Source organism: Allobosea sp. GW823-FHT01F03, from assembly GCF_058798075.1.
In genome coordinates, this window is sequence record NZ_CM179505.1 from 761,221 (window position 1) to 786,062 (window position 24,842).

Annotated in this window: 24 protein-coding genes and 1 tRNA gene; 22 read left to right on the top strand and 3 right to left on the bottom strand. The window is 64.7% G+C overall.

What is annotated here, in order from left to right; all coding sequences use genetic code 11:
* Window positions 1-36 precede the first annotated feature (36 nt).
* The 5 genes from blh to AC3RCC_RS03590 all read left to right on the top strand — a co-directional run bounded on the left by blh (window position 37) and on the right by AC3RCC_RS03590 (window position 2,806).
* A complete protein-coding gene (gene blh, locus AC3RCC_RS03570) occupies window positions 37-1,335 on the top strand; it encodes a bifunctional sulfur transferase/dioxygenase Blh (RefSeq protein WP_492257606.1) in 1,299 nt (432 codons plus the stop codon).
* Window positions 1,336-1,347: 12 nt separating this feature from the next.
* Entirely contained in the window at window positions 1,348-1,674 is a 327-nt protein-coding gene (gene bigR, locus AC3RCC_RS03575) for a sulfite-sensing transcriptional repressor BigR (protein WP_492258742.1), read from the top strand.
* Window positions 1,671-2,081 carry a YeeE/YedE family protein gene (locus AC3RCC_RS03580; protein WP_492257607.1) on the top strand — a complete coding sequence of 137 codons (411 nt, stop codon included), beginning with the start codon at window positions 1,671-1,673 and terminating at the stop codon, window positions 2,079-2,081. The genes bigR and AC3RCC_RS03580 overlap by 4 nt, the downstream gene beginning before the upstream one ends.
* Window positions 2,078-2,509, top strand: a complete 432-nt coding sequence (locus AC3RCC_RS03585) for a DUF6691 family protein (RefSeq protein WP_492257608.1) — start codon at window positions 2,078-2,080, stop codon at window positions 2,507-2,509. Before AC3RCC_RS03580 ends, AC3RCC_RS03585 begins: the two co-directional genes overlap by 4 nt.
* A 220-nt stretch (window positions 2,510-2,729) precedes the next feature.
* Window positions 2,730-2,806: transfer RNA gene (locus AC3RCC_RS03590), tRNA-Arg, on the top strand.
* A 421-nt stretch (window positions 2,807-3,227) separates the two neighbouring features.
* Here AC3RCC_RS03590 and AC3RCC_RS03595 read toward each other — a convergent pair.
* Complete coding sequence (locus tag AC3RCC_RS03595; RefSeq protein ID WP_492257609.1) at window positions 3,228-4,460, bottom strand: CaiB/BaiF CoA transferase family protein; 1,233 nt, start codon at window positions 4,458-4,460, stop codon at window positions 3,228-3,230.
* A gap of 342 nt (window positions 4,461-4,802) precedes the next feature.
* Between AC3RCC_RS03595 and AC3RCC_RS03600 the strand changes: the two genes are divergently transcribed.
* The 17 genes from AC3RCC_RS03600 (at window position 4,803) to AC3RCC_RS03680 (ending at window position 22,814) form a co-directional block, all read left to right on the top strand.
* Window positions 4,803-5,660 carry an SDR family oxidoreductase gene (locus AC3RCC_RS03600; RefSeq protein ID WP_492257610.1) on the top strand — a complete coding sequence of 286 codons (858 nt, stop codon included), beginning with the start codon at window positions 4,803-4,805 and terminating at the stop codon, window positions 5,658-5,660.
* Window positions 5,621-6,529, top strand: a complete 909-nt coding sequence (locus tag AC3RCC_RS03605; protein ID WP_291638624.1) for an ABC transporter ATP-binding protein — start codon at window positions 5,621-5,623, stop codon at window positions 6,527-6,529. The genes AC3RCC_RS03600 and AC3RCC_RS03605 overlap by 40 nt, the downstream gene beginning before the upstream one ends.
* 7 nt (window positions 6,530-6,536) lie before the next feature.
* The gene (locus AC3RCC_RS03610; protein WP_492257611.1) at window positions 6,537-8,444 is read left to right on the top strand and encodes an AMP-dependent synthetase/ligase; all 1,908 of its coding nucleotides are present in this window, start codon (window positions 6,537-6,539) and stop codon (window positions 8,442-8,444) included.
* Entirely contained in the window at window positions 8,444-9,331 is an 888-nt protein-coding gene (locus tag AC3RCC_RS03615; protein WP_291638626.1) for a branched-chain amino acid ABC transporter permease, read from the top strand. The genes AC3RCC_RS03610 and AC3RCC_RS03615 overlap by 1 nt, the downstream gene beginning before the upstream one ends.
* A 3-nt stretch (window positions 9,332-9,334) precedes the next feature.
* A complete protein-coding gene (locus AC3RCC_RS03620) occupies window positions 9,335-10,408 on the top strand; it encodes a branched-chain amino acid ABC transporter permease (protein ID WP_492257612.1) in 1,074 nt (357 codons plus the stop codon).
* Window positions 10,409-10,415: 7 nt separating this feature from the next.
* On the top strand, window positions 10,416-11,234 hold the full coding sequence (locus tag AC3RCC_RS03625; RefSeq protein ID WP_492257613.1) for an ABC transporter ATP-binding protein: 819 nt from the start codon (window positions 10,416-10,418) through the stop codon (window positions 11,232-11,234).
* A 32-nt stretch (window positions 11,235-11,266) separates the two neighbouring features.
* Window positions 11,267-12,520, top strand: coding sequence for an ABC transporter substrate-binding protein (locus tag AC3RCC_RS03630; protein WP_492257614.1), 1,254 nt, complete (start codon window positions 11,267-11,269; stop codon window positions 12,518-12,520).
* 174 nt (window positions 12,521-12,694) lie between these two features.
* Window positions 12,695-13,366: a TetR/AcrR family transcriptional regulator gene (locus tag AC3RCC_RS03635; RefSeq protein ID WP_291638630.1), complete on the top strand. Its 672-nt coding sequence runs from the start codon at window positions 12,695-12,697 to the stop codon at window positions 13,364-13,366.
* A gap of 153 nt (window positions 13,367-13,519) precedes the next feature.
* Complete coding sequence (locus AC3RCC_RS03640) at window positions 13,520-14,329, top strand: enoyl-CoA hydratase/isomerase family protein (RefSeq protein ID WP_492257615.1); 810 nt, start codon at window positions 13,520-13,522, stop codon at window positions 14,327-14,329.
* A 97-nt stretch (window positions 14,330-14,426) separates the two neighbouring features.
* Window positions 14,427-15,629 (top strand): phenylacetate--CoA ligase family protein, encoded by a 1,203-nt coding sequence (locus tag AC3RCC_RS03645; protein WP_492257616.1) that lies wholly within the window; start codon window positions 14,427-14,429, stop codon window positions 15,627-15,629.
* Window positions 15,630-15,751: 122 nt separating this feature from the next.
* Window positions 15,752-16,483, top strand: coding sequence for a glucose 1-dehydrogenase (locus AC3RCC_RS03650; RefSeq protein WP_492257617.1), 732 nt, complete (start codon window positions 15,752-15,754; stop codon window positions 16,481-16,483).
* Window positions 16,484-16,579: 96 nt separating this feature from the next.
* Window positions 16,580-17,758 carry an acyl-CoA dehydrogenase family protein gene (locus AC3RCC_RS03655; protein WP_492257618.1) on the top strand — a complete coding sequence of 393 codons (1,179 nt, stop codon included), beginning with the start codon at window positions 16,580-16,582 and terminating at the stop codon, window positions 17,756-17,758.
* Complete coding sequence (locus AC3RCC_RS03660; RefSeq protein WP_291638635.1) at window positions 17,755-18,531, top strand: enoyl-CoA hydratase/isomerase family protein; 777 nt, start codon at window positions 17,755-17,757, stop codon at window positions 18,529-18,531. The genes AC3RCC_RS03655 and AC3RCC_RS03660 overlap by 4 nt, the downstream gene beginning before the upstream one ends.
* Window positions 18,532-18,623: 92 nt before the next feature.
* The gene (locus AC3RCC_RS03665) at window positions 18,624-19,670 is read left to right on the top strand and encodes an MBL fold metallo-hydrolase (RefSeq protein ID WP_492257619.1); all 1,047 of its coding nucleotides are present in this window, start codon (window positions 18,624-18,626) and stop codon (window positions 19,668-19,670) included.
* Between the two features lie 81 nt (window positions 19,671-19,751).
* On the top strand, window positions 19,752-20,501 hold the full coding sequence (locus AC3RCC_RS03670; RefSeq protein WP_492257620.1) for an electron transfer flavoprotein subunit beta/FixA family protein: 750 nt from the start codon (window positions 19,752-19,754) through the stop codon (window positions 20,499-20,501).
* Window positions 20,502-20,671: 170 nt separating this feature from the next.
* The gene (locus AC3RCC_RS03675; RefSeq protein WP_492257621.1) at window positions 20,672-21,601 is read left to right on the top strand and encodes an electron transfer flavoprotein subunit alpha/FixB family protein; all 930 of its coding nucleotides are present in this window, start codon (window positions 20,672-20,674) and stop codon (window positions 21,599-21,601) included.
* 1 nt (window position 21,602) lies between these two features.
* Complete coding sequence (locus tag AC3RCC_RS03680) at window positions 21,603-22,814, top strand: CaiB/BaiF CoA transferase family protein (protein WP_492257622.1); 1,212 nt, start codon at window positions 21,603-21,605, stop codon at window positions 22,812-22,814.
* A gap of 39 nt (window positions 22,815-22,853) precedes the next feature.
* On the opposite strand, the gene AC3RCC_RS03685 is transcribed toward AC3RCC_RS03680, so the two are convergent.
* Together AC3RCC_RS03685 and AC3RCC_RS03690 are read right to left on the bottom strand one after the other, a co-directional pair.
* Window positions 22,854-23,720 (bottom strand): HpcH/HpaI aldolase/citrate lyase family protein, encoded by an 867-nt coding sequence (locus AC3RCC_RS03685; RefSeq protein ID WP_492257623.1) that lies wholly within the window; start codon window positions 23,718-23,720, stop codon window positions 22,854-22,856.
* 18 nt (window positions 23,721-23,738) lie between these two features.
* Window positions 23,739-24,839 carry a MaoC family dehydratase gene (locus AC3RCC_RS03690; RefSeq protein WP_492258743.1) on the bottom strand — a complete coding sequence of 367 codons (1,101 nt, stop codon included), beginning with the start codon at window positions 24,837-24,839 and terminating at the stop codon, window positions 23,739-23,741.
* Between the last annotated feature and the right edge of the window lie 3 nt (window positions 24,840-24,842).

A 24,842-nucleotide genomic window follows, 5' to 3' on the forward strand; every position in this document is an offset into this window, starting at 1 on the left:
AAAATGTATATTGAATTTCGAGCCACAGGAGCCGCTATGAAAATCGTCGAGATATCCGAGAGGCTTGCGGTCGCTGGGCAGCCCTCCCTCGTCGACTTCAAGTCCCTCGCCGCGCGGGGTTTCAAGGCCATCGTCAACGACCGTCCCGATGGCGAGGAGCCGGGCCAGCCAGATTCGGCCGCCGAAAGGCAGGCGGCCACCGAGGCGTGCCTGGCCTACAGCTTCGTACCGGTGACCGGGACGACCATCACCCGGGCCGATGTCGAGGCCTTCCAGGCGGCGCTCGCCGCGGCGCCGGGGCCGGTGCTGGCGCATTGCAAGGGCGGCACGCGCTCCTTGACCCTGCATGTGCTGGGCGAGGTCCTGGGCGGACGGATGAGGGCCGAGGAGGTGCAGGGTTTCGGAGCGCGCTTCGGCTTCGATCTTGCCGGCGCAAAAGCCTGGCTCGACCGCGAGAGCGCCCGCAGTCCGCAGGTCAAGGGCTTTTACGAGCTGCGCAGCGGCAGCGTGCAATATGTCGTCGCAGACCCGGCGACGGCGCGCTGTGCGATCATCGATCCCGTGCTCGATTTCGACGAGAAATCGGGCGCGACCGCGACCGTCAGTGCCGATGCCATCCTCGCCTATGTCGCGCAGCAGGGCCTCACCGTCGAGTGGATTCTCGACACCCATCCGCATGCCGATCATTTCTCGGCGGCCGCCTATCTCAAGGCGAAGACCGGCGCGCCGACGGCGATCGGCGCCGAGGTCGTCGCGGTTCAGCGTCTGTGGAAGGATTTCTACAACTGGCCGGATTTTCCGGCCGACGCCTCGCAATGGGACAAGGTCTTCGCGGCGGGTGAACGCTTCAGGCTCGGATCGCTCGAGGCGTCGGTGCTGTTCTCGCCGGGCCATACCCTGGCCTCGGTGAGCTATCTGATCGGTGATGCGGCCTTCGTTCACGACACGCTGTTCATGCCGGATTCCGGCACGGCGCGGGCGGATTTTCCCGGTGGCAGCGCCAAGGCGCTATGGGCTTCGATCGAGGCCATTCTCGCCTTGCCCGACGAGACGCGGCTGTTCACCGGCCACGACTACCGCCCGGGGGGCCGGGCGGCGCGCTGGGAAAGCACGGTTGGTGAGCAGAAGCGGGCCAACCCGCATATCGCCGGCCAGGACGAAGCCTCCTTCGTGGCGCTGCGCCAGGCCCGGGACAAGACGCTGCCGATGCCGAAGCTGATCCTCCATGCCCTGCAGGTGAACATCAGGGGTGGCCGGCTGCCGGAGCCGGAAGGCAATGGCCGGCGTTATCTGAAGATCCCGCTCGACGCATTGCCGGGCGCGGTCTGGGGCTGAGATGCGATGACGATGCAAGCCGAACAGGCGAACACCAGGGCAGAGCTCGCCACCAGGGCAGGGGAGGTGGCGGAACTGCTGCGCACCCTCGCCAACCGCAACCGGCTGATGCTGGTCTGCACCCTGGTCGAGGGTGAATATTCGGTCGGCCAGCTCGAGGAGATGCTCGGCATCCGCCAGCCGACCCTGTCGCAGCAGCTCACCGTGCTGCGCGAGGCCGGGCTGGTCGAGACGCGCCGCGACGCCAAGCAGATCTTCTACCGGCTGACGGCGGCGAAGGCCGCGCGGCTGGTCGAGGCGCTGCACCAGATCTTCTGCACTGAGGAGGCGCCGGAATGACGGCCTATCTGCCATCGCTCGCAGGAGGCATGCTGATCGGCCTCTCGGCCGTCATGCTCCTGCTCCTGAACGGCCGCGTCGCCGGGATCAGCGGCATTCTCGGGCGGCTTGCGCTCGGCACGCAGGCGGCGACCAATGCCGCCTTCGTCATCGGGCTCCTCGTCGGGCCGCCGCTCTACCGGCTCGCCACCGGGCAATGGCCGCCGGTGACGATCACCGCCTCGCTGCCGGTGATCGCGCTGGCCGGGCTCCTGGTCGGCTTCGGGACCAGGATGGGCTCGGGCTGCACCAGCGGCCACGGCATTGTCGGCCTCGCCCGGTTCTCGCCGCGCTCGGCGGTCGCGGTCGCGACCTTCCTGCTCGCGGGCATCGCCACCGTCACTCTGATGAGGCTCGTTGCCGCATGAACCGATTCGCGCAGATCCTCGCCGCCCTGGCGGCGGGCACCATCTTCGGGCTTGGCCTCGCCATGTCGGGCATGCTCGACCCCGCCCGGGTGCGCGGCTTCCTCGACATCTTCGGGGCCTGGGATCCGAGCCTCGCCTTCGTGCTCGGCGGCGCCGTCACGGTCGCCCTCGTCGGCATGGCCGTGCTGAAGCGCCTGCGGCGCCCCGCCTTCGACGAGGCGTTCCATCTCCCGGCGACATCCCTGGTTGACCGGCGGCTGGTGCTGGGCTCGGCGATCTTCGGCGTGGGCTGGGGCATGGCCGGCTTCTGCCCGGGGCCGGCGCTGGCCTCGCTCTCGCTGGGGCTGGCCCCGGTCGTGCTCTTCGTCGTCGCCATGCTCGCCGGCATGACGCTGCATGACCGCGTCTGGCTGCGCCGGGCGGGTTGAAGCAGGGCCCGCGCCATCCCACAATTTGGCTTCCGCCGGCTGCGCACCCGCTGGCACCGCTTTGGCCGGTTGATGGGCGGACTCGCCGGAGAGCTTCCGGCGCCGCCGAAAATCAATCGGCAAAGAAAGTCGCGAGAATGGGGTTGCCAAGCGCGGCCCGACTCGCTAATTCGACATCCGTCAGCCGAACGCGGCTCCCGCCGTTCCGTTCCGTTGCCACGCGCCCGTAGCTCAGCTGGATAGAGCATCAGACTACGAATCTGAGGGTCAGAGGTTCGAATCCTTTCGGGCGCGCCATTATTGTTTGACTGGGTTTTTCGGCTCGGTACCGGACATTGAGCCATATTCTCAGGCTCATCGGCTAAGACGCAGCCCGCCTCTTTAGGCGGGCTTTTTTTGTTTCTCATGTTCCCGAACGCTTCTGGGCTTTCCGGCTGTCACATCTCCAAACGGGGCGCAGGGGTCGCTGACGAAGGCGATGTAGGCGAGGCTTGGCCGGGCGAGGATATGGGCGAAGTCCTGGAGCCAAAGCGTTCGGTGCTGGCGGACGGAAAATCCGGCTCGCCTGATCGAGCGGGCACGGTGCGACCCCTTCGGCCTCCGCGGCATGCAGGGACTTGTCGTCGATTGGATCTTGCAGGCCCGGGCTTCGCAAGGATGCGGTTCAGGGCGACGGGGTCCCGCGATGCCGGCAAGCGCCGTAGCCTGCGTCCAGCGATCAGACGACCCCTTGTCGCCTCAGGGCTTCGATGTCGTCCGGACCGATGTCCAGCCCTTGAAGAATCATGTCGGTATCTGCCCCGAGCCGCGGCGCCGGCTTGATCCCGAAAGCTGAAAACGCGCGCGTGCGGATGTTCGCAGTAGCGATCGGCAGCGACACCGGCGCTCCGTCGAAAGGCATCAGCTCGAAATAATCCGATGCGCTTTCGGCGGCGAGAGCCTGTGCCGGCGTGAGAATCGGGCAGGCTGGTATCCGGGCTGCTTCGGTTGCCTCGAGACATTGGGCGAGCGTGCGCGCCGCGCACCATTGCCCCATGATCGTGCTGAGGACCTCGCCGTTCTCGCCTCGGTCGATATCGGTGAGAAAGCGGGGATCCGCAGTGAGTTCCGGACGGCCGACCAGTTCGGTCCAGCGCTCAAACATCAATTTGCCGATCACCTGCACCATAATCCAGCCGTCCTTGGCCTGGAACAGGTCCGAAGGGCCGGCAATCGGGCTGCGATTGGCCGTCGCCGTCCTGCGGCGCGCGCCGGTCGCTTCCTCGATCAGGATCGGGTTCATCATCGTCAGGGCCGTTCCCATCAGGCTGCATTCGACATGCTGGCCCTTGCCGGTGACGGCACGGTCGAAAAGAGCAGCGGTCGTCGCGAACGCGGCCGACGCACCCGTAGCATAGTCGACATAGGATACCGCGGCCCGCATGGGGCGTTCGCCGGTGCCGGAGAGATACATCGCGCCGCTCAGCGCCTGTCCCATACCGTCGAAGCCGACGCGGTCCCGCTGGTTGCCGGAATAGGCGAAGGCCGAGACGGTGGTGAGGATGATCTCGGGATTGAGCCGCCGCAGGCTCTCATAGTCGAGGCCGAGCTTGACAAGGGGCCGATGCGGTAGGTTGACGACCACGACGTCGCTGGTCGCGATCAATTGGTCGAGGATCCGTCTGCCGGCCGGCTGCGAGAACTCGAGCGTCAACGACTTCTTGTTGCGGTTCATCTGAAGATAGAGACTGCCGCGGCTATCGATGCCCACCGGCATGACCTCCCGGTCCGCAGCGCCCTCCGGCGACTCGATCCTGATGACTTCGGCGCCCTGGTCGCCGAGCATTGCGGCGCAAAGCGGCGCGGCGATATAGCGCCCGAGGTCGAGAACGCGCAGGCCCGACAGCCCGCCGGCTTGCAGGCGCGGCGACGCTTCTCGGATATCAGTGGGGCAGGAGGGATCGCGTTGCATGGGCCGATCTTTCAACCGTATTTGCGACAGTCGCCCCGCCTTTTTCGCGGTTTCCTGGGGGCTCCGAGTGTATGCCGCCTTGGCTACGACAGCGCTCGGCGCGAGTCAGAGGAGACTTCGGGCGACACTAAAATGGCTAACATTTGTTTGAATATTTAGTCTGCCGGCGAGTGTCAATAGGCGGATCTCGGGCACGGCCAACGCTGGAATGCGAATGCCTGGACGCCGAAAACCGGGACGCATTTCACAGTGGGGCAGCAGGAATCCGCTTGCTCATAAATCTACCATATGTTAGGCAGAATTTAGAAAAAGAATGTTGCGATGCCAGGGAGGAGTCGGGCGATGAAGGTTGGACGTGGATTCGGATTTACCGAAGCTGATCTGCGTGAGGCTCCGACGGTTTTCGCGCCGGGGTTGTTTGACGGGCAGGTCGCGATCGTATCCGGGGCGGGTACCGGACTGGGGCGTGCCATTGCGACCCTGTTTGCGCGTTTGGGCGCATCGGTTGCCATCTGCGGTCGCAACGAGGAGCGGCTGGCTGCGACTGCGGAATTCCTGCGGGGCTTCGGCGGAAAGGTTCTCGCGCGTCCGACCAATATCCGCGATCCGGACGAGGTTGAGGCCTTTATCGCTGCGGTTCGCGCCGAGTTCGGCCGGATCGATGTGGTGGTCAACAACGCCGGCGGCCAGTTTCCGCAGGCGGCGATAGACTTTTCTCGCAATGGCTGGAATGCCGTGATCGACACCAATCTCAACGGGACGTGGTGGATGATGCAGGCGGCGGCTCGGGCCTGGATGGCCGACGGGCAGCCCGGTTCGATCGTCAACATCGTTGCCGACATCTGGCGGGGCATGCCGGGCGTGGCGCACACCTGCGCCGCGCGGGCGGGCGTCGTCTATCTATCGAAGACGGTGGCAGTCGAATGGGCGCCGGCGAATATCCGGGTCAATTGCGTGGCGCCGGGCTGCTGCGAGAGCAATGGTTTCAGCCGCTACACTCCTGAAGGCGCAGCGACTTTCCAAGAGTCGAACCCGATGCTTCGAGCCGGAGACGAATGGGATATCGCTGAGTCCGTTGTCTATATCTCGGCCGGCTCGGGCAAATTCATAACCGGAGAAGTATTGACGGTCGATGGCGGTCAGCAGCTTTGGGGAGATCCTTGGCCGACCGGTCGTCCCGAGTACTTCAAGATCGCGTAACGATTCATTCGGTTCTTCTGATCCGCCTGCAGGCTGAGTGGAACGATATGCACCAAGATATCAACGTGCGCGGCATTGCCGCGTCCTCGGCGACGCCGGACCCGATACTTAAATGCGTCGGGATCGAGCGTCGGTTCGGCGGTGTCATCGCCGTGTCCGGCGTCGATCTCGAGATCGGCCGGGGCGAGATTTTTGGCTTGGTCGGCCCGAACGGAAGCGGCAAGACCACGCTGACCAATGCGATCACGGGCTTCTATCCGCCGACCAAGGGCACCATCTCGCTGAACGGCAAGCCGATCGCAGGAATGGCCCCGCACGAGGTTGCCAAGCTGGGCGTCGCCCGCACGTTCCAGAATCTCGCGCTGTTCAATGGCTTGAGCGTTCTCGAGAATATCCTGCTCGGTCGGCACATCCATCTCAAATCCGGCGTGCTGCGCACCGCGCTCTACTGGTGGCTGGCCCGGCCCGGCGAGGTGGCCAATCGCGAGCTCGCCGAAGAGGTGATCGAGTTCCTCCAGCTCGAAAGCATCCGCCATGAGGCGGTCGACCGGATTCCGATCGGGCTGAAGAAGCGTGTCGAGTTGGCGCGCGCGCTGGTTGCCCAGCCGGACCTGCTGATCCTGGACGAGCCGATGGCCGGCATGAACCAGGAAGAGAAAGAATACATGGCGCGTTTCATTCTCGATGCGCGCGCCGAGCGCAATGTGACCGTGCTGATCATCGAGCATCATATGGATGTGATCTTAGGAATTTGCGATCGGATGCTTGCGCTCAACTACGGCGAGATGATCGCAAGCGGTGTGCCGAGTGTCGTCATCAAGGATCCTCGCGTGGTGAAGGCCTATCTGGGTGACCGCTATGCCGACTGATCGAAAGATGGTTTCGAAGGCGGCCGACGGCGTGGACACGCTGATCAAGCAGCTTGTCCGCAACGCTGAGACGCATGGCGCCCAGCCCGCCATCCGCGAGAAAGAGCGCGGCATCTGGCACGAGATCACCTGGAACCAGTATGCCGACACGGTGCTGTCGGCCGCCGCGGGGCTCGAGGTGCTCGGCATCAAGTCGCGCGACGCGATGCTCGTCCTCGGCGACAACCGCAGCTCGCTCTATTGCGGCATGCTGGCGATCGCCGCTCTGGGCGGCTACGCGATGCCTGCCTATTCGGGCGCAACGATCGACGAACTTCGCCACTTCGTCAGCGAGGTCAATCTGACCGTCGCCCTGGCCGAAGACCAGGAGCATGTCGACAAGGTGCTGGAGCTGCGCGCCGCCGGTGCCCACATCGAAAACATTGTCTATTGCGACGAGCGCGGCTTTGGCGGCTACACGGCTCCTGGACTGATCTCGTGGCAGGCTCTTCTGGACAAGGGCGCCGAAAGACTTCGTGCCGAACCCGATCTTCGTCAGCAGATCCTGGGGCGGAGCGTTGCCGACGACGCGGCGATCTTCCTGCATTCCTCGGGCACGACGGGGAAGCCGAAAGGCATCACTATCAGCCATCGCAACTATCTCGCGGCCAGTCGCAACGCGCTCGCAGGGGGCGTTTTTCAGGAGGGTGAGGAGGCGATGGCATATCTGCCGATCGCCTGGGCTGGCGATTACGCGCTGTCAATGGCAGGCGCCATCTGCAGCCGCTTCACGATCAACATCCCCGAGCGGCAAGAAACCGTGCTGCACGATGTGCGTGATGTCGCCCCGACCTTCTTCCTAGCGCCACCGCGCAACTGGGACAACATGCTGACCACGATCCAGGTGGGCATGGAGAGCTCGACCCGCTTCAAGCGCTGGATCTATCAGCAATTCATGAATCTCGCGATCGCCAGCGAGCAGCGCAAGCTGAAGGGGGGGACTGCCTCGCGGTTTGAGTGGTTGTGGCGGCCGATCGGCGAGCTCGTCACCTATGGGCCGATCAAGGACCAGTTCGGCCTCACCCGCCTGCGCAATGCCTTCACCGGCGGCGAGGCGATCGGCGAGGATACGTTCGTCTTCTACCGCGCGCTCGGCATCAAGCTGCGCCAGCTCTATGGCCAGACCGAGAACAGCTTCATCACCGCGACGCAGTCGCCGGATGAGGTGATGCTGCACACGGTCGGACGGCCGCTGCCCGGTGTCGAGATCACCACCTCCGCGGACGGCGAGATCATGGTCAGGGCCGGGAGCGTGTTCTCCGGCTACTTCAACAATCCGGACGCGACGGCCACCACCGTGGTGGATGGATGGCTTCGCACGGGCGATGCCGGCTACCTCGAGGATGATGGGCAGCTCGTCGTGCTCGGGCGCATCGCCGAGGTGGTGCATACGGCCGGCGGAACCCGCTACGTGCCGAACTACATCGAGAACCGGCTGAAGTTCAGCTCCTATATCAAGGATGTCGCCGTCATCGGCGCGGCGCGCGATCATCTGGTGGCGATCCTGACGATCGATTTCGAGGCAGTCGGCCACTGGGCCGAGGTCAACAGCATTCCCTACGCCTCCTATGCCGACCTGTCGCAGCGCCCCGAAGTGGCCGAACTGCTCCAAAGCGCCGTCCGGCGCGTGAACAGCGTGCTTCCCGCGGCGCTGCGGGTCGTGCGTTTTGTCAGTCTCCACAAGGAGTTCGACCCCGACGACGGCGAGATCACCAGAACGAGGAAGCTGCGCCGCAACGTGGTCGAAAGCCGGTACGAGCCGGTCATCGATGCGCTCTACAGCGGCGAGTCCGATGTGCGGATCAGCGCCACCGTCAGCTACGAGAATGGTCAATCCGGCACAGTGGAGCGCACCGTGCGCATCTGGGGGGTATAATGGACGCGCTCCTGCTTACAGAACTGGTTATCAACGGCGCGGCTACAGGGCTCCTCTATTCGCTCGTCGCCGTTGGTCTGGTTCTGGTCTACAAGTCTTCATCCGTGCCGAGCCTGGCGCATGGCGCGCTGATCATGCTCGGCGGCTACATCACGCTGGCGTTCACCTCCCAGCTGGGGCTGCCCTTGTGGGCGGCAATCCCGCTGGCGATGGTAGTGATGTTCTTCTTCGGCCTTGCGCTGGAGCGGCTGACACTGCGCAGGCTCGCCGGGCGGCCCGTCATCATGATCCTGATGATGACCCTCGGGCTCGAGATCTTCATCCGAAGCACCACCATGGCGATCTGGGGAGCTACGGCGCGTCCGATGGGGCTCGGCGTCAGCTACGAGCCATTGCTCGCCGGCCCGCTCCTCCTCAGCCGCATCCATCTTTGGGGAGCCGCCGTCGCCGTCGTTCTCCTGGTCGCCTTTCTGATCTTCTTTCGCACTCGTCTGGGCGTGCGACTGCGTGCGATTTCCGACGATTACACCGCCTCATGGTCGGTGGGCATCTCGGTCGAACGCGGCATTGCGCTCTCCTGGGGCCTGGCGTCGGTGACGGCGGTCGCCGCCGGCGTCATCTGGGGCGAGATCCAGGGCGTGGATCAGGCTCTGTCGCTGCTGCTCCTGAAGGGCCTGACCGTCGCGGTTCTCGGCGGGCTCGACAGCCTGCCGGGCGCACTCATCGCCGGCCTGCTGATCGGTGTGCTCGAGGCTGTCGGATCGGCGCTGCTCGACCCGCTGGTCGGCGGTGGCAGCCGGGACCTGATCATGGCGGCGATTCTCATCCTCACCATCCTGATCCGCCCGCATGGCATTTTCGGCCGACACGACATCGAAAGGCTCTGAGCCATGTTCTACAGACAAGCCGGCCTTCAGCAGACGAGCTATGTGGCCGACACCCGTGTGCTCAAGATCCCTGCCGACAAATATGCGGCCATCGCACTGCTGTTGCTGGCGCTCGCCGCGCCGCTTTACCTCGGCGACATCTACCTGAAGAGCTATGTGCTGCCGTGGCTGATCTGGACCGCGGCGGCGCTCGGGCTGAATCTGGTCACCGGCTGGGCCGGGCAGCTGCATCTCGGCTATGCCGCGGTGATGGCGGTCGGCGCCTATTCAGCGGTCCACGCCGCCCGCTTCGGGATTCCGTGGGAGATCGCCTTCCTCATCGCCGGTGCCAGCGCGGCGTTGATCGGCAGCCTGTTCGCTTTCGCGGCGCTGAAGGTCAAGGGGCTCTATCTTGCGCTGACCACGCTGGCGATGCAGTTCGTCATGGACTGGATCCTGTCGCATGTGCCGGCGGTGACCGGAGGCAGCCACGGGGTGCTTCAGGCCCCGCAGCTGCGCTTGCTCGGGCAAGCGGTCACCTCGGATGCCGCGCTCTATTACGTGGCGCTCGGCTGGTGCCTGCTCGTCACGCTCTTCGTCATCAACATGCGCCGCACCGGTCTCGGCCGTGCGCTGATCGCCGTCCGCGAGAAGGACTATGCCGCCGCCATCCTTGGCGTGAACAGCTTCGCCTACAAGCTGGTGGCATTCGCGACCTCGTCCTTCATCGCCGGGGTCAGCGGCGCGGTCCTCGTCGCTACGTTCTACTACCTGGCCACGCCGGAGCAGTTTGGCGTCAACATCTCGATCCAAGTGCTGGCGATGGTGATCGTGGGCGGGCTCGCGCACATCATCGGCACCTATCTCGGGGTCGCGCTCATCCTGCTGGCGCCGGTGCTGCTCAATGGGCTTGTCCCCAGCGTGCTCAGTCTGTTCGACATCGCGCCGAGCGCTGAGGCGATGGCCCATATTCCGAGTGCCACCTATGGCGCGTTGATCGTCATCTTCCTGCTTGTCGAGCCGCTCGGTCTTGGAAAGATATACAATAATATCCGCGACTACTTCATGGTTTGGCCATTCAACCAGGTAAGAAAGTAGTGATGTGATGACTGGGCAAATTGCATCCAATATGGATAATATACTTTCTCTGAATAGTATCGAAGTTACCTACGACTCAGTCATCGTCGCCGTGAGGGGCATATCGCTTCAGGTGCCGCGGGGCGGCATCGTAGCCCTTCTCGGTGCGAACGGCGCCGGCAAGAGCACAACGCTCAAAAGCGTGAGCGGGTTGCTCGCGCCAGAGCGCGGCAAGATCACGCGCGGCCATATCGAGTTTAACGGTGGGCCGATCCGCGATGCGGCGCCGGATTCGCGGGTCGGCCTCGGCATCTGCCACGTGATCGAAGGGCGCCGGGTCTTCGAGCACCTGACGCCCGACGAGAACTTGGCAGCGGCCGCGCCGATGAAGATGTCGCGCGTCGAAATGAACCGCGAGCGGGACCGCATCTACGACTACTTTCCGCGGATCGCGCAGCGCCGGAAATCGAACGCAGGTTACCTTTCCGGCGGAGAGCAACAGATGCTGGCCATCGGCCGGGCTCTGATGACGCGGCCGAGCCTGCTGATGCTGGATGAGCCCAGCCTCGGTCTCGCGCCGCTCCTCGTCGCCGAGATCTTCGGGATCATCCAGCGGGTCAACCGCGAAGACGGTCTTTCCGTGCTGCTGGTCGAGCAGAACGCGATGGCGGCGCTCGAGGTGGTCAGTCACGGCTACCTCATCGAGCAAGGCCGCATCGTCATGCACGACACCGCGCAGGCGCTCAAAGAAAACTCCGACATCCAGGAGTTCTATCTCGGTGGAGGGCAGGCAAAAAACTTCCACGAAATCAAGCATTATCGCCGAAGGAAGCGGTGGCTTTCTTAATAAATCTCATGAAATCTTTAGGGAGGACTGTCATGAAATTCGCGACATATCTTAAAGCCGGGCTGGGCGCAGCGGTGTTCGGGTTGCTTTCCAGTGCCCCTGCGACCGCGCAGGAGCCGCTCAAGTTCGGGCTGTGCTACGACCTCACCAAGGCCTACACCTTCCTGAGCCCGCATATCGCGCAGGCCGCCCAGGATCTGGCCGCGCTCCAGAACCTCAAGGGTGGCATCGAGGGGCGCCCGGTCAAGATCGTGCTGCAGGATCATGGCAACGAGCCGCAGCGCGGCATCGAGTGCTATGAGCGCCTGAAGCGCGAGGGCGTCTTCGTTTTCGACTTCCTGTCGAGCCCAGTCTCCAATGCGATGATGCCCCGGACCGCGAAGGACGGGAACATTCATGTCACCGCGATGGCCGGGCGGGGTGACGCGATCGATGGCGAGGTCTTCAAGACCATCTATCCGCTTGGGCCGACCTATTGGGGCCAGGCCGCCAACGACATCCACTATATCAAGACGCAGAGCGGCGGAAAGCTAAACGGCAAGAAGATCGCATTCGTCTACCTCGACACGGCATTCGGCCAGGAGCCGATCCGGGTGCTGCAGACGCTTGCAAAGCTGGAAGGTTTCGAGCTCCAGCTCTTCCCTGTCCCGCCGCCCGGTTCCGACCAGAGCGCGGTGTGGTCTCAGGTTCGACGCGCCAACCCTGACTGGGTCCTCGGCTGGATCTTCGCGAACCAGCAGGTGGTCGCCGCGCGTGAGATGAAGCGCAACGGCATTCCGACCTCCAAATACCTCTCCAGCAACTGGCTGAACGAGGCGGATCTCGGCAACATCGGCCTCGAGGCGGCAAAGGGTGTCAGGCGCGGCACCAACGTGGCCGGCGGCCAGAAGAGCCCGCTTATCCAGGAAATCATCAAGACCCTCTACGACAAGGGCCTCGGCGCCGGCGACCGCAAGCTGCTCGACAATGTCTACTACAACACCGGATTGGCGATCTATTCGCTGGTGTTCGAAGGCGCCCGGCAGGCTCTGAAGAATCACGACGGCAAATTCACGCCCGAAACGATGAAGGCCGGCCTCGAGAGCATCAAGGACTTCGATGCCGACGGGCTGTTTGCACCGATCACCATCACCGCCAAGGATCATGGCGGCGGCGGCAAGACGCGCATCGAGATGTGGGACGGCAAGCAGTGGGTTCCGCAAACCGAGTGGCTGAGCGCCTACGACGACGTGATCTGGGGCGTGGTGCGCGAATATTCGAGCAAGTTCAAGGCTGAGCAGAACTGAAGGAAGGGCGCATGCGCGGCGGGAGGGCTCGCCGCGCATGCGCCGAAACACGGCCTGATGACGGCCTGCGAAAGGCAGCGCGGCGATCTTGGATTGTGGTGCACCGGATGGCATTAGAAAGAGTTTGGAGATTCAGATATCCGCTCTATTCCTGCGATTTCTGAAAGGCAGTTGATGAAATCCGACGATCAAGACGCGCCGCTCAAAAAGACTCGTAGATCCGAAAAGCCGCGCAAGGCAGATGTCACGCGTCGCGCCATTCTCGTTACCACCGCGCGAATGTTCGCCGAGAAGGGCTACGGCGAATGCAATCTCCGCGAGATTGCAGAGGAAGTGGGCATCAAGGCTGGCAGCTTCTATTACCATTTCCGGTCCAAGGACCAGATTCTGGACGAGATTCTGGATGCCAGCATCACCTTGATGTCGGGGGCGGTGAACTCTGCAGTGGCAGCGCTCGGACCGGAGGCGCCGGCCCTCCGGAAAATCGCCGTCGCCATGCGCGCTCATGTGGCGACCTTTCTCGTCGATGACGCGAGTTCAGCTGCGCTGATGAGGGTCTACGAGCACCTTCCGCCGTCGATGAAACGCCGCTCCCGTGAGCAGCGCCGCGCTTATGCGCAGATCTGGTTCGATCTGTTCGAGCAGGGTGTGAAGGAAGGCAGTATCCGCAAGGACCAGGATCCGAAGCTCATGGTTACCTTCATCCTCGCAGGGATGAGCCGCGTGGTGGAATGGTACAATCCACGCCATATGCGCGTTTCCGAAGTGTGCGAGCTCGCGGTCGAGCTGTTCCTGAATGGCGGCGTGATCGCCAAGGGCGTGAAGGCTGAAATCACGTCGGCCTGAGCGAAATTCGCCGTTGCAATCAGACTAACGTATGTTAGATATTGATTGCCGGACGGCGACGTGCCGCTGCCTTCTGCGGGCGCGCGATCTCGTGATGTTCCGGAATTTTTTGAGCTGCCGACGAACACTGTAGGGGTTCGAGGGAGGGTATCCATGGCCGATCCATACGCAAGATACGACAAGCTGCTGTTCGACAAGCCGGCCGATCGCGTGCTTCGTGTCACGTTCAACCGCCCGGAAACGTTCAATTCCGTCGACGCCGAAACGCATGCCCAGATGACCGATCTGTGGATTGACATCGGCCGGGACCCCGAGGTGAACGCGGTGATCGTGACCGGCGCGGGCCGGGCATTTTCGGCGGGCGGCGATTTCAGCCTGCTCGAGGGCATCGCCGGCAATTTCGATGTCGTCATGCGCACCTGGCGCGAGGCAAAAGACCTCGTCTACAACATCATCAACTGCAACAAGCCGATCGTTTCCGCGATCAACGGACCGGCCGCGGGGGCCGGCCTTGTGGTCGCGCTGCTTGCCGATATTTCGATTGCCGGCAGGCGCGCGAAGATCGTCGATGGGCACCCACGGTTGGGTGTGGCGGCCGGCGATGCGGCCGCGATTATCTGGCCGCTGCTCTGTGGCATGGCCAAGGCGAAGTACTATCTTTTGACCGGAAAGGCTGTCAGCGGCGAAGAAGCCGAGCGTATCGGGCTGGTTTCGATGTGCGTCGATGACGATGAATTGCAGGCGATCGCGCTGGAGACCGCGACGTCGCTGGCCACCGGTGCGCAGAGTGCGATCCGCTGGACGAAATACTCGCTCAACAACTGGCTGCGTCAGGCCGGGCCGACATTCGACGCCTCGACGGCGCTCGAGATGCTTGGGTTCATGGGGGACGACGTCAAGGAAGGCATCGCATCGCTGCGCGAGAAGCGTGAAGCGTCCTTCCGGAGGGACTGCCCGCTTTAGGCGGGCGAGGGCTCGCCTCTCCTTATGACCGGCGGGTTCGTTCCAGAGCGTTCCCGCGCTTCGGCCCGTTCCTCTAGACCGCGGTGGGTGATTGATCATGAGCGACGTTTCAAGCTGGAAACGGCTCGCCGCCGAATATGCGGGGGCTGCGGAGCGGGCGCCGGGACTGAAGGCGCGTTTCGATGCCGCGGGCTTCGATCCCGCTGCGCTGGCCTCACTGGAGGATCTGACGCGCCTGCCGGTCCTGAAGAAGGAAACACTGGTTGCGCTACAGCGTGAGAACCCGCCTTTTGGCGGGTTCCTGGCCGCCGACCCGCGGTCGTTGGCGCGAATCTACGTGTCGCCGGGGCCGATCTTCGAGCCGTCTCTGGCGGATGGCGGTGCTCACAATCTGGACATGCTGTTTCGCGCCGCCGGTACCGGCCCCGGCGACATCGTCCTGAACACATGGTCCTATCATCTTGTCCCGGCTGGCCTGCTCTTCGACGCGGCCGCGCGGGCGGTCGGTGCAACGGTGGTGCCAGGCGGGGTCGGCAATTCAGAGCTTCAGGCGCAGGTGATCGCCGAGCTCGGGGCGACGGCGATCGTCGCCAGCACCGCGTTCTTCGTTACGCTCGCAGATGCGGTGATCGAGCGCTATGGCCGCGAGGCTTGGCGCGTGCGCACCGCCTTTCTCGGCGGCGAGATGGGCGACTGGGCGGCAAGACGCAGGCATATCGAAGCGGCCTATGGGGTGACGACCTGGGCGGCCTATGCGACGGCGGATCTCGGCCTCGTCGCCTATGAGGACGGCCGTGGCGAGGGTTATGCCGCCCACCCCGATTGCATCGTGCAGATCTGCGATCCTGCCACCGGGCTGCCGACTGCGCCGGGTACGACCGGCGAGGTCGTCGTCACAACCCGAAGCGCCAACTGGCCGATGATCCGCTTCGGAACAGGGGACAGCGCATTCGCGCTCGAGGCCGGCCCGGACGGCAGCGTGACGCGCCTTTCCATGCTGCAGGGCCGTGTCGGCGCCGCGGTGAAGGTGCGCGAGATCTTCGTCTACCCGCGTGTCGTCGAGGAGCTGGTGATCGCCACGCCGGGTGTTGCGGCCGCGCAGGCGACGGCTCGGCGCCGCGAAGGGCGCGAGGTCATCGATCTCGGCCTCGTGCTCGAGCAGGGCGCCGATGCCGCCGCGGTCAAAGCCAGCGCGCTCGAGACGTTCAAGACTCTGGCCCGCGTCCGTGCCGATGCGGCCGCGATCATCGCAAGCCTGCCGGAGAACGCGCCGCTGCTCCTCAACGAGAAGGACGGCTGACGTCGCGGCCGGAGCCGGCGGTCCTGATCGCCGGCATGCGTCGCAGACAAATAGTTTCATGCGTCGCAGACAATCAACATGGAGGATCTGACATGAGAGGCCTTGAAGGCAAGCGCGCGATCGTGACCGGCGGCAGCGGCGGCATTGGCCGCGAGATCTGCCGCCGTTTCGGCGCAGAAGGAACCGAGGTGGTGATTTTCGACCTTGATCCGGCGGGCGGGTACGAAACGGCGCGGATGGTGGTCGAAGCCGGCGGCAGGGCTTCCGCCCACCGCGTCGACATTTCCGACCGAGCCGCCGTCGATGCGGCGCTGAAGGACGTCGAGGCGCAAGGCGCGGTCGACATCCTCGTCAACAACGCCGGCTGGGACCGTCCCATCCCGTTTCTCGAGACCGATGCCGATTTCTGGAAGAAGGTCATCGACATCAATCTCTACGGGCCGCTCAACATGCACCACGCCGTGCTGCCGGGCATGATCGCCAACGGCGGCGGCTGCATCGTCAATGTCAGCTCCGATGCCGGGCGCGTCGGGTCTTCCGGCGAAGCGGTCTACTCGGCCTGTAAGGGCGGCATCATCGCGTTCTCGAAGACCATCGCGCGCGAGCTGGCGCGGAAGAATATCCGCGTCAACACGGTGTGCCCCGGCCCGACTGACACGAATTTGCTGGCCGAGTTCCGCACTGGCGACGCTGGCGACAAGATCCTCGAGGGCATGAAGCGGGCGATCCCGATGCGTCGAATCGGCCAGCCTTCCGACTATCCTGGGATCGTGTGTTTCCTCGCGTCGGACGACGCCGCCTTCATTCTCGGCCAGACCATATCGGTGTCGGGCGGACTGACGATGCACGGCTAGCTGACGCGACCGCAGGTCTCTCCATTTCTTGTAATTCAAGCTAACGTATGTTAGAATACTTGTATATTGACCAACTGAGCATCGGAGCTGGCACGGATGGACGGATTCCACACTGAAGAGCAGCAAGAGTTCCGCCAGACGGCGCGCCGGTTTGCGCGCGAGCGGCTCCAGGCGGGCTATATCGCGCGCGCGGCGCAGCACTCGATGGACTGGCCGCTCATCAAGGAAATGGGCGCTCTCGGCCTGATCGGCGTGGATTTGCCGGAGGAGTATGGTGGTCTTGGTGTCGGTTCGGTGACTGCCGGCCTGATCATGGAAGAGATCGCCTATGGCGATTTCAACATGAGCTATGTCCAGTTGCTCGCCTCGCTGATGGGCGGCATGGTCGCGAAGCACGCGGCGCCCGACATCGCGCGCGAGTGGATCCCGCAAATCGTGGCCGGCGAGCGGATCGTGGCGCTTGGCTTGACCGAGCCGCGCGGCGGCTCGGATGCGGCCAACCTCCAGCTGCGTGCCGAGAAGTCAGGCAATGGCTGGCGGCTCAATGGCGAGAAGACCTCGATCAGCTTTGCGACGCAGGCTGACGCTGCCGTGGTGTTTGCGCGCACCGGCGATCCCGCCGGCGGTTCGCGCGGCGTGAGCGCCTTCTTCGTCGACCTGAGGTCTCAGGGGATTTCGCGGACACATCTCGACGATATCGGCACGCGCCCGGTCGGGCGTGGCTCGATCTTCTTCGACGACGTTCATGTTCCCGCTGAATGCCTGATGGCCGAGCAGGACCGCGCGTTCGGAACGATCATGGCCGGCTTCGACTATAGTCGCGCGCTCATCGGCCTGGAATGCGTGGGCCCGGCCCAGGCTTCCGTCGACGAAACCTGGGCCTATGTCCAGGAGCGCCAGGCGTTCGGCGCGCCGATCGTGCAGTACGAGGGCGTCAGCTTTCCGCTGGCGGAGGCCGAGACCCAGCTGACCATGATGCGGCAGCTCTGCTACCACACCCTGGCGCTGCGTGACGCGCAGCGTCAGCACACCACCGAAGCGGCGATGTGCAAATGGTATATTCCGAAAGTCACCTGCGAGATCATCCACCAGTGCCTGCTGCTGCACGGGCACTTCGCCTATACGACCGGCCTGCCGTTCCACCAGCGCTACAACGACCTGCTCGGCTTGCAGATCGGTGACGGCACGGCGCAGATCCAAAAGCTGATCATCGCTCGAGAGAAGGTCGGCCGCGTCGCCCTGCAATACGCGCAGCAGAAGGCGCCGGCAAAATGAGCGCGCCCGTCATCACGATGGTCGAAGACGGCGTCGGCATCATCGAGCTCAACCGGCCGGACAAGTTCAACTGCCTGTCGCTGGCGGCGCATGAGGTGATCCACGCGGCGTGCGAAGCGTTCGAGGCCGATGGCTCGGTGAGGGCGATCCTGGTGCGCGCGAGGGGGGAGCATTTCTGCACCGGCGCGGATCTGCAGGAGATCACCGAAACGCTGGGCGATCCGGCGGCGCTGGATCGGTTCATCGGCTTCGGCCACGCGGCGATGATGCGGCTCGAGGCAAGTCCTCTGCCTGTCGTCGTGGCGGTTCATGGGCTGTGCCTGGCGGGCGGTCTCGAGCTGATGCTCGCCGCCGACATCTGTTTCGCCGGGCAGGGTGCGCGCTTCGGCGACCAGCATGCGCGGTTCGGGCTGGTGCCGGGCTGGGGCGCAAGCCAGCGACTTCCGCGTGCCATCGGCATGCGGCGCGCGCTGGACCTGATGTATTCCGCCCGCTGGATGGATGCTGACGAGGCGCAGCGTGTCGGGCTCGTGAACTATGTCGTGCCGGACGAGGAGCTTCACGGCGAGGCCATGAAATACTGCCGCGAGCTGACGAAGCGCTCGCGTGTCGGCCTCTCGGAGATGAAGCGATTGGCGCGCGAAGGCGCCGACCTGCCGATCGCCGAAGCCATGAAGCTCGAATGCGACGCTGCGGTTCGTTACCTGCAGGGCAATGATGCGGCCGAGGGCATCGCAGCGTTTCGCGAGCGCCGGAAGCCATCGTTCCGCTGAGGACACAGCCGACAGGATGGCGGGGCGGTTCTGCCCCGTCGTCGGCGACGTGTCGGGAGGCAAAAAAGATCTTGCAGGCGGATGACATGACAATGAACGCGATGGCGTCTGCGGACGCCGAGCTTCACTTCCCGTGGCCGGAGCCTCCTCCCGGCGGAGAGGTGCGCGAAGTCGCCCCGGGCCTCCTGTGGCTGCGGATTCCGCTGCCCTTCCGACTAGACCACGTCAACGTCTACCTGATCGCGGACGATACCGGCTGGGCGATCGTCGACACGGGAATCGCCGATGATGCCGCCCGGGGCACCTGGGACGCGCTGCTTGCCGGCCCCTTGGCGGGCTGGACCTTTACCAGGCTGATCGTCACGCATCATGATCCCGATCACATCGGGCTCGCCGGCTGGCTGTGCGGACGCCTGGGCATTCCCCTGCTCACGAGCCAGGGCAGTTATTTCAATGCGGTCAACATGACGCTCGACCCCGGCGCGTTCGAGGCCGCGTTCTATCAGGATTTCTACCGGCGCCATGGCATGGCGGAGGATGCGCTCCCGCTGATTTCCGAGCATCGGCACGAATTTTGCCGGGCAGTGGGGCCGCTTCCGCCTAGCTACCGGCGACTGCACGCGGGCGACGAACTGGTGATCGGAGCCCGCAGGTTCGAGGTCCTGGTCGGCGAGGGGCATGCCCCCGAGGTGGTCATGCTCTACTGCGCGGCAGAGGAGCTGCTGCTCGCCTCCGATCAGGTCATCGCGAAGATCTCGCCGAATATCAGCGTCTGGGCCGTGGAGCCGGATGGCGATCCGCTTGGACTTTATCTGAGCACGCTTGCTGCGCTCGAGCGGCGCGTCTCGTCCGGAGCCTTGGTGCTGGCCGGGCATCAGCTGCCATTCCACGGGCTCCATCAGCGCTGCCGCGAGCTCGCCGCCCATCATCGCATCCGCTGCGACCTCGTCGCCGATGCGTGCCGCGGTCGCCCGAAGACGGTGGCTGAGCTCGTACCGGTGTTGTTCACGCGTCCGCTTGATCGCTACGAGGTGTGCTTCGCCTTCAGCGAGGCCCTTGCGCATGTCAACCACATGGTCGGGCAGGGATGGATGGCATGGCGCGACGATGGCGGGGTGCGACGGCTCCATCCGGCCTAGAGCAGCGTCGGACGAGGAATGGCCCCTGAACTGTTTCGGATCACCGCGCGGGGCGCTGGTGACGGTAGCTGGAGATCTGCAATGAAAGTGGTTGTGCCGGTCAAGCGGGTTATCGACGCGAACGTGAAGGTTCGCGTCAAGCCGGACGGTTCCGGCGTCGAGCTTGCCAACGTCAAGATGGGGATGAACCCTTTCGACGAGATCGCGCTGGAAGAGGCAATCCGCCTGAAGGAAGCGGGCAAGGCCGAGGAGGTCATCGTCGTCTCGATCGGCCCGGCACAGTCGAGCGAGACGCTGCGGACGGCGCTGGCTATGGGGGCGGACCGGGCGATCCTGGTCAAGGAGGAGGGCGTCGTCGAGCCGCTCGGCGTTGCCAAGGTGCTCAAGGGCGTGGTCGAGGCCGAGCAGCCCGGTCTGGTGATCCTCGGCAAGCAGGCGATCGACGATGACAGCAACCAGACCGGCCAGATGCTGGCGGCGCTTCTGGGCTGGGCGCAGGGCACGTTCGCCTCGAAGGTGGAGCTGGCCGGCGACCGAGCTCGGGTGACGCGCGAGGTCGATGGCGGCCTGCAGACGGTCGAGCTGAAGATGCCGGCGATCGTAACGGTGGACCTCAGGCTCAACGAGCCGCGCTATGCCTCGCTGCCGAACATCATGAAGGCGAAGAAGAAGCCGCTCGAGGAGAAGGTCCCGGCCGATTTCGGCGCCGACGTGACGGCGCGGCTTGAGGTGCTCAAGACAGAGGAGCCGGGCGGCCGCAAGGCAGGCGTCAAGGTCAAGACGGTGGCCGAGCTGGTGGACAAGCTGAAGAACGAAGCCGGAGTGCTGTAGCACCGGTCCCCTTCGTCGCTGGCGCCTGTCGAAGGCGCCCGGCATGGCCACCGCGGCCCAGGTCCATTTCCTACACTCCCCCGCTCGCATGCGCTGTATCACGACGCGTCGCCACCCTCCGATCGGGGCGATGGCCGCCAGCGCCGCAGCGAACCTCAAAGGACAAGACAATGGCAATTCTGCTGATCGCCGAACATGACAACGCGACGCTGTCCGAACAAACCGGCAAGGCACTCGCGGCCGCGGCCAGGATCGGTTCCGAGGTCGACGTGCTGGTGGCGGGCAAGGGCGCGGCAGGCCCGGCGGCAGCCGCCGCCAAGCTGCAAGGCGTCCGCAAGGTGCTCCTCGCCGATGCGGACGAGCTGACTGAGCGGCTTGCCGAGCCGCTGGCCGCGCTGGTGGTTTCGCTGGCCAGCGGCTACGACACGATCGTCGCGCCGGCTACGGCCTCGGGTAAGAACGTGGCGCCGCGGATCGCAGCCCTGCTCGACGTGGCTCAGGTTTCAGAGATCGTCGACGTGGTCTCGCCAGACACTTTCAAGCGGCCGATCTATGCCGGAAACGCAATCCAGACGGTGCGGACGCGCGACGCGAAGAAGGTGATTACCGTGCGCACGGCATCCTTCCAGGCGGCGGGCGAGGGTGGCTCGGCCTCGGTGGAGAGCATCCAGGCGGTGGCTGATCCCGAGCTGTCAAGCTTCATCGAAAACAAGCTCTCTGTCAGCGACCGCCCCAACCTCGCTGCAGCCAGGATCATCATCGCGGGCGGCCGCGCCCTCGGCTCGACGGAGAATTTCAAGACGGTGATCGAGCCGGTTGCCGACACGCTCGGTGCGGCCGTCGGTGCCTCGCGTGCGGCCGTGGATGCGGGCTACGCGCCGAACGATTGGCAGGTCGGCCAGACCGGCAAGGTCGTCGCGCCCGAGCTCTACATTGCGGCTGGAATTTCCGGCGCCATCCAGCATTTGGCGGGCATGAAGGATTCGAAAATCATCGTCGCCATCAACAAGGACGATGAAGCCCCGATCTTCCAGGTCGCGGACTACGGTATCGTCGGTGACCTTTTCACCATCCTGCCCGAACTCGAAGCGGCGCTTTGACATGCCCGGCGCCCTCACCGGCATCCGCGTCATAGACCTGACGCAGATGCTTGCCGGACCGTACTGCACGATGATGCTGGCGGATCACGGCGCAGAGGTCATCAAGATCGAGCCGGTGGAAGGCGATCCGACGCGGCGCTTCGGTCCGTTTCCGGAAGACGATACCGAGCGTCATTTCGGCGGGTATTTCCAGGGCACTAACCGTAACAAGCTTAGCCTCACGGTCGATCTCAAGAAGCCGGAGGGGCGCGACATCCTGATCCGCCTCGCCCGCGACGCAGACGTGCTGGTTGAGAATTTCCGGGCCGGTGTGATGGACCGGCTCGGCGTCGGCTATGAGACGCTGGCCAGGGAGAATCCGCGTCTCGTCTACGCCGCGATCCGCGGCTTCGGTGACCCGCGCACCGGCGCGAGCCCCTATGTCGATCGGCCGGCCTTCGATGTGGTGGCGCAGGCGATGGGGGGCGCGATGGGCATCACCGGCCCCGATGCGACGACGCCGATGAAGATCGGCCCGGGGATCGGGGACATCTTTCCGGCCACGCTCGCTGCCTTCGGCATCCTTGCCGCTCACCGCCATGCCGTGCTGAGCGGACAGGGGCAGTTCCTCGACGTGGCCATGTATGACGGCATCGTGTCGCTGTGCGAGCGGGCGGTCTACCAGTATTCCTATACCGGTCGATCACCGGTTCCCGAGGGCAATCAGCACCCCATCCTGTGTCCGTTCGGCATGTTTCCGGCGCTCGACGGCCGGGTCACGATCGCCTGTCCGCGTGACAGCTTCTGGACCGAACTCGTGACGGTCATGGGCCGCCCGGAGCTGGCAAGTGATCCGCGTTTCCGGACGAATGCGGACAGGCTGCAGAACAGCGCCCAGACGGTGGAGATCGTCGAAAGCTGGACTCGGCAGCTTACCAAGGCGCAGATCGGCCAGGCGCTCGGGGTGCGCGTGCCCTATGGCGAGGTGAATACGGCCGCCGACATTTTCGTGGATCCGCACCTGAAGGCGCGCGAAATGCTGGTCGAGGTCGAGCATCCCGGTTCCGCGCGCCCGGTGACCATTGCCTCGACCCCGATCCGCATGACGGCGACACCCGGCGGCGTCGTGCATCGAGCGCCGCTGGCGGGAGAGCACAACGATACGATCCTGGCCGGCTGCGGCTTCTCGGCATCCGACATTGCCCGGCTAAGGAAGGGTGGCGTCGTCAGCTGACGACGCCACCCGGCGGCCTGTTCGCGCCCCGCGCTCGCCTCAGTTCAGTTTCGCCAGCGTCCGGCGTGCCATCTCCAGATGCAGCAACTCCGTCATCTTGCCGTCGATCGAGATGACGCCCTTTCCGCTATTGGCCGGATCGGCGAAGGCCCGCACGATCGCCTGGGCTTCGGCGATCGCCTCCGTGGAGGGCGCGAAGGCTGCGTTGGCCGGCGCAATCTGCCTTGGGTGGATGAGGGTCTTGCCGTCGAAGCCGGAGAGCGCGCCGTCACGGCAGGCCTGCATGAAGCCAGCCTCGTCGTTGAAGTCGTTGTAGACGCCGTCCAGCACGTCGATTCCGCCGGCCTTGGCGTGGATGACGATGAGGGCCAGCCAATGCTCGATCGTCCGGCGTCCCAATGGAAGCGGCACGCCGGTTTCCTTCGAGAGATCGTTGGTTCCCGCGACGAGGCAGTCCAGACCGACATCGTGGCGAGTGGCGCCCTGGACGATGTCGCGAAGCCCTACGATGGCGCGCGGCGTCTCGATCATCGCCCAGAGCCTGATGTCATGCCCGCCGCCTGCGTCCAGCGCCTTGCGGGTGTGGCGCAGTTGCTCGGCGGTTTCGACCTTCGGGATGAGCAGGGCGTGCGGTGCGCTCCGCAGGACCAGTGCCAGGTCCTCGCTGTCGACGAAGCCGTCGGACAGGTTCGCGCGAATGACCCGCTCCTGGCCGGTGCCGAAGGCTCCCACGTGAAAATGCGCCAGAAGATTGGCGCGTGCCTCGGCCTTGGCTTCGGGTGCCACCGCATCCTCGAGATCGAAGATCGTCGCGTCACAGGCAAGTGACGCGACCTTGGCGAGCGCCTTCGCATTCGAGGCCGGGAGGTAGAGCGCGGAGCGCCGGCGGCGGAAGCTGCGTGTCATGCGCAAAAGGCCTTTATGCTAGGCGTGAATGGCCGGAGGACGCGCGACGCCGTTGCTCGCCGCAGTGTCGAGAGCGGTACGCGGCATCAGTGCCCAGTAGTCGATATCCAGCAGCACCGAGGCGCCCTCGTCGGCATCCGGCGCGGGGAAGGCTTCGCAGCCGTGATCCTTGACGGCCACGGTCCGCAGCCGCAGCGCCCCGACATCGTCACGTCCGGCGAGCGCCTGCTTGTCGAGGACCTCGGACCAGCAATAGATCGTGTCGCCTGCGGCGGCGGGATTGACGTGCCGGCCGCCATTGATCGCTGCGATGAAGGCGGCGTTGGCAAGACCGTTGAAGGACAGCGAGCGCGCGAGCGACATGATGTGGCCGCCATAGACGATGCGGCGCCCGAAGCGGCCGGCGCGCTGCACAACCGCGTCGAAATGGCCTTTGGCGGTGTTCTGATAGAGGCGCGTCGCGATCTGATGCTCGGCTTCCTCGATCGTCATGCCGTCGATATGGTCGATGCGTTCGCCGATCGCGTAATCGTCGAAGAGATCGAGGCTGCCGGCAAGGACGCGGTCATATCCGGAGGCATTGAAGCCATCGGGCACGACCAGGGCCGCGGCATCGACCGCCGTCGGCAGTTCGGGCACGACAGGAGCCGGCGTAGCTCTGCCGTGATCGCGCTTGGCGACCATCACCCAGCGGACGAAGCTGAGCACCGCCTCGCCGGTCTGCTTGAACCCGGTCGAGCGCACATAGACGATTCCGGTCTTGCCGCTGCCATTCTCGCGCAGGCCGATGACCTCGGAACACGCCGTGAAGCTGTCGCCGGGATAGGCCGGCCGTAGAAGCCGGCAATCGGCATAGCCGAGATTGGCGACCGCATTCAGCGAGATATCCGGGACGGTCTTGCCGAAGATCACGTGGAAGAGCAGCAGGTTGTCGACCGGAGCCCGGGAGAGCCCGGTTGCGCGCGCGAAGGCGTCGGATGACTGGATCGGGAACCGCATGCCGTATAGCGCCGAGTAGAGCGCGACATCCCCGGTTGTGACGGTGCGCGGGACGGCATGGGGCAGTTGCTGCCCCAGGCGGAAATCTTCGAAAAAATTCCCCGAGCTGGACTTGGTCATGGC

Bases quoted from the DNA above. Each gene is read 5' to 3' on its own strand.
- AC3RCC_RS03690 (WP_492258743.1), bottom strand. From the start codon at position 24,839: ATGACCAAGTCCAGCTCGGGGAATTTTTTCGAAGATTTCCGCCTGGGG.
- AC3RCC_RS03630 (WP_492257614.1), top strand. From the start codon at position 11,267: ATGAAATTCGCGACATATCTTAAAGCCGGGCTGGGCGCAGCGGTGTTC.
- AC3RCC_RS03640 (WP_492257615.1), top strand. From the start codon at position 13,520: ATGGCCGATCCATACGCAAGATACGACAAGCTGCTGTTCGACAAGCCG.
- AC3RCC_RS03585 (WP_492257608.1), top strand. From the start codon at position 2,078: ATGAACCGATTCGCGCAGATCCTCGCCGCCCTGGCGGCGGGCACCATC.
- AC3RCC_RS03600 (WP_492257610.1), top strand. From the start codon at position 4,803: ATGAAGGTTGGACGTGGATTCGGATTTACCGAAGCTGATCTGCGTGAG.
- AC3RCC_RS03660 (WP_291638635.1), top strand. From the start codon at position 17,755: ATGAGCGCGCCCGTCATCACGATGGTCGAAGACGGCGTCGGCATCATC.
- AC3RCC_RS03625 (WP_492257613.1), top strand. From the start codon at position 10,416: ATGACTGGGCAAATTGCATCCAATATGGATAATATACTTTCTCTGAAT.
- AC3RCC_RS03635 (WP_291638630.1), top strand. From the start codon at position 12,695: ATGAAATCCGACGATCAAGACGCGCCGCTCAAAAAGACTCGTAGATCC.
- bigR (WP_492258742.1), top strand. From the start codon at position 1,348: ATGCAAGCCGAACAGGCGAACACCAGGGCAGAGCTCGCCACCAGGGCA.
- AC3RCC_RS03685 (WP_492257623.1), bottom strand. From the start codon at position 23,720: ATGACACGCAGCTTCCGCCGCCGGCGCTCCGCGCTCTACCTCCCGGCC.
- AC3RCC_RS03580 (WP_492257607.1), top strand. From the start codon at position 1,671: ATGACGGCCTATCTGCCATCGCTCGCAGGAGGCATGCTGATCGGCCTC.
- AC3RCC_RS03680 (WP_492257622.1), top strand. From the start codon at position 21,603: ATGCCCGGCGCCCTCACCGGCATCCGCGTCATAGACCTGACGCAGATG.
- AC3RCC_RS03620 (WP_492257612.1), top strand. From the start codon at position 9,335: ATGTTCTACAGACAAGCCGGCCTTCAGCAGACGAGCTATGTGGCCGAC.
- AC3RCC_RS03670 (WP_492257620.1), top strand. From the start codon at position 19,752: ATGAAAGTGGTTGTGCCGGTCAAGCGGGTTATCGACGCGAACGTGAAG.
- AC3RCC_RS03615 (WP_291638626.1), top strand. From the start codon at position 8,444: ATGGACGCGCTCCTGCTTACAGAACTGGTTATCAACGGCGCGGCTACA.
- AC3RCC_RS03675 (WP_492257621.1), top strand. From the start codon at position 20,672: ATGGCAATTCTGCTGATCGCCGAACATGACAACGCGACGCTGTCCGAA.
- AC3RCC_RS03610 (WP_492257611.1), top strand. From the start codon at position 6,537: ATGGTTTCGAAGGCGGCCGACGGCGTGGACACGCTGATCAAGCAGCTT.
- AC3RCC_RS03595 (WP_492257609.1), bottom strand. From the start codon at position 4,460: ATGCAACGCGATCCCTCCTGCCCCACTGATATCCGAGAAGCGTCGCCG.
- AC3RCC_RS03665 (WP_492257619.1), top strand. From the start codon at position 18,624: ATGAACGCGATGGCGTCTGCGGACGCCGAGCTTCACTTCCCGTGGCCG.
- AC3RCC_RS03645 (WP_492257616.1), top strand. From the start codon at position 14,427: ATGAGCGACGTTTCAAGCTGGAAACGGCTCGCCGCCGAATATGCGGGG.
- blh (WP_492257606.1), top strand. From the start codon at position 37: ATGAAAATCGTCGAGATATCCGAGAGGCTTGCGGTCGCTGGGCAGCCC.
- AC3RCC_RS03655 (WP_492257618.1), top strand. From the start codon at position 16,580: ATGGACGGATTCCACACTGAAGAGCAGCAAGAGTTCCGCCAGACGGCG.